Here is a 2,754-nt window from a genome sequence, read left to right as displayed (position 1 = left end):
TACGAGCCGTCGGGGCGGACGAACAGCGCCCGGCCGAGGAGTTCGGCCGGGCCCCGGGACACCCGGGCGACCGCGGCCGTCTCCCCGCGGGCGGCGGCCGCCAGGGCCGCCGCGAACACCGCCCGGTCCGGGGCGTCCGCCCGCACCGGCGTGACCATGACTTCGAGCACACCGCCGCAGGTCAGCCCCACCGCGAACGCGTCGTCGTCGCTGTATCCGAAGCGCTCCAGGACCGTCTCGCCGTCCTCGAGCGCCTGGACGCAGCGGTCGTACACCGCGCCCTCCACGCAGCCGCCGGAGACCGACCCGATGGCCGTGCCCTCGGCGTCGACGGCGAGGGCGGCGCCGGGACCCCGCGGCGCGCTGCCACCGACGGCCACGACGGTGGCGACGGCGAAGTCCCGGCCCTCCTCGACCCACCGGTTCAGCTCGGTGGCGATGTCAAGCATCCACGTCCCCACCCGGCGCGGTGCCCGCCAGCAGGACGCGGTCGGGGCGGATCGGCAGGTGCCGGTGGCGCACACCGGTCGCGTGCCAGACGGCGTTGGCGATCGCCGCCGCCGCTCCCACGATCCCGACCTCGCCGATGCCCTTGATGCCCACGGGGTCGTCCGGGTCCGGGTCGTCCACCCAGCCCACCTCGATGGGCGGCACGTCGGCGTGCGCGGCGACGTGATAGCCCGCGAGGTCGGGGCCGACGTGGCTGCCGAAGGCCCGGTCCCGGATCGCCTCCTCGTGCAGCGCCATGGACAGGCCCCAGACCATGCCGCCGCGGAGCTGGCTGCGCGCGGTCAGCGGGTTGACGATCCGGCCCGCCGCGAAGATGCCGAGCATGCGCCGTACGCGGACCTCGCCCGTCGCGGCGTCCACGGCCACCTCGGCGAACTGCGCCCCGAAGGAGTGCCGTTCCTTCTGGGCCAGGGCGCCGATGGCCTCGGCCGTGTTCGACCGGGCGGTGATCCCCTCCTCAGGGATGGCGCCGCCGAGGGCCAGCTGCTCGCGCAGCTCCTTCGCCGCGGAGGTCACGGCCCAGGCCCAGGAGCGGGTGCCCATGGAGCCGCCCGCGATCATCGCCTGGCCGAAGTCGCTGTCCGCGATGCGCATGTGGATGCGGCTCGGCTCCACCTCCAGCGCGTCCGCGGCGATCTGGGTCAGCGCGGTCCGGGCGCCGGTGCCGATGTCGGCCGCGGTGATCCGTACCGTGAACGTGCCGTCCGCCTCGGCCGTCACCGCGGCCGTGGACGGCATGGCGTTCGAGGGGAACGTGGCCGCCGCCGTGCCGGTCCCGAGCAGCCAGCGGCCCTCGCGGCGCACTCCGGGACGCGGGTCGCGGTCCGCCCAGCCGAACCTGCGGGCGCCCTCCTCGAAGCAGTCGATGACCCTGCGGGTGCTGTACGGCAGGCCGGAGACGGGGCCCGCCTCGGGCTCGTTGCGCGCCCGCAGCGCGATCGGGTCCAGGCCGCACTTCTCGGCGAGTTCGTCGAGCGCGGACTCCAGCGCGAACGAGCCCGGGGCCTCGCCCGGCGCGCGCACGAAGGTCGGGGTCGGCACGTCGAGCGCCACCACGCGGTTGACGGTGTGGTGCGCGTCGGCGTCGTACATCGCGCGCCCGTAGTCGGCGCTGCGCTCGATGAACTCGTGCACGGTCGACGTGAGGCTGAGGGCCTCGTGGTCGAACGCGGAGAGCCGCCCCTCGGCGTCGGCGCCCAGCCTGACCCGCTGCACGGTGGGGCTGCGGTAGCCGGTGATCGAGAACATCTGGCGGCGCGTCAGCACGACCCGGACCGGGCGGTGCAGCACGGTCGTGGCCATCACGGCGGCCACCTGGTGCGGGCGGAGCCCCTTGGAGCCGAAGCCGCCGCCGACGTGCTCGGACAGCACCCGCACCGAACCGAGGTCCAGGGAGAACATCTTCGCCAGCTCGTCGGCCACCCACATGCTGCCCTGGTTGGAGTCGACGACCTCCAGCCGGCCGCCGTCCCAGCGGGCGGTGGCGGCGTGGGGCTCCATCATGGCGTGGTGCTCTTCCGGAGTGGTGTACTCCGCGTCCACGACGGCGGCCGCCGCGGCGAGTTCGGCCGCGAGGTCCCCCTTCTCGGTCTCCGCCGACGGGTCCTCCGGCTTGCGCGCACCGGGGTGCCCGGCGGAGAACGCGACGTCGTGCGGCTCCTCGTCGTAGTGGACCACCAGCGCCTCGGCGGCCTCCCTGGCCTGCTCCGGCGTCTCCGCGACGACCAGCGCCACCGGCCAGCCCGCGAACGGCACCCGGTCGGTCTGGAAGAGCGTGATCGTCGGGTCGGGCTTCCCCAGCAGGCCGACGTAGTCGCCGTCGACCTGCGGGGCGTTCCCGTGGTGGAGGACGGTGAGGACGCCGGGCATCGCCTCGACGGGGGCGGACTCCACCGAGCGGATGCGGCCGCGGGCGATGGTGGACACCACCAGCCAGCCGTGGGCCAGGTCGGCGAAGGGGATCTCACCGGCGTAGCGGGCCGCGCCGGTGACCTTCTCCCGGCCCTCGACGCGGGTGTGCGCGGTGCCGACGGACGGGGTGACGGCGGCGGTTCCGGTCGTCGTGGTCATCGGACGGCCTCCTCGGAGAGTTCGGTCAGCATGGCCACGACGAGGTTGCGCATCAGCGTCACCTTGTATCCGTTTCCGGGCAGCGTCTCGGCGGCCGCCAGTTCGGCGTCCGCGGCGGCGGCGAACGCCTCGGCGGTCGCCGGTCCCCCGGTCAGCGCCCGCTCGGCCGCGCGG

Annotated in this window: 2 protein-coding genes and 1 pseudogene; all 3 read right to left on the bottom strand. The window is 75.1% G+C overall.

The annotated features are described in order from the left end of the window. Positions 1–449, bottom strand: a 449-nt coding sequence (locus EEJ42_RS32605; protein WP_148082101.1) for an XdhC family protein, incomplete at its 3' end; no start/stop codon positions are given. Further along, positions 442–2,580: a xanthine dehydrogenase family protein molybdopterin-binding subunit gene (locus tag EEJ42_RS32600; RefSeq protein ID WP_123105543.1), complete on the bottom strand. Its 2,139-nt coding sequence runs from the start codon at positions 2,578–2,580 to the stop codon at positions 442–444. The genes EEJ42_RS32605 and EEJ42_RS32600, both read right to left, overlap by 8 nt. Further along, positions 2,577–2,754 (bottom strand): annotated as a pseudogene (locus EEJ42_RS53320) (FAD binding domain-containing protein); the annotation flags it as partial. The pseudogene EEJ42_RS53320 and the gene EEJ42_RS32600, both read right to left, overlap by 4 nt.

The sequence above is a fragment of the Streptomyces botrytidirepellens genome (assembly GCF_003721215.1).
In the GTDB taxonomy this organism is placed as follows: domain Bacteria; phylum Actinomycetota; class Actinomycetes; order Streptomycetales; family Streptomycetaceae; genus Streptomyces; species Streptomyces himastatinicus.
The sequence above is the reverse complement of the archived record's forward strand: the minus strand, read 5'-3'. Positions and strand labels throughout refer to the sequence as shown.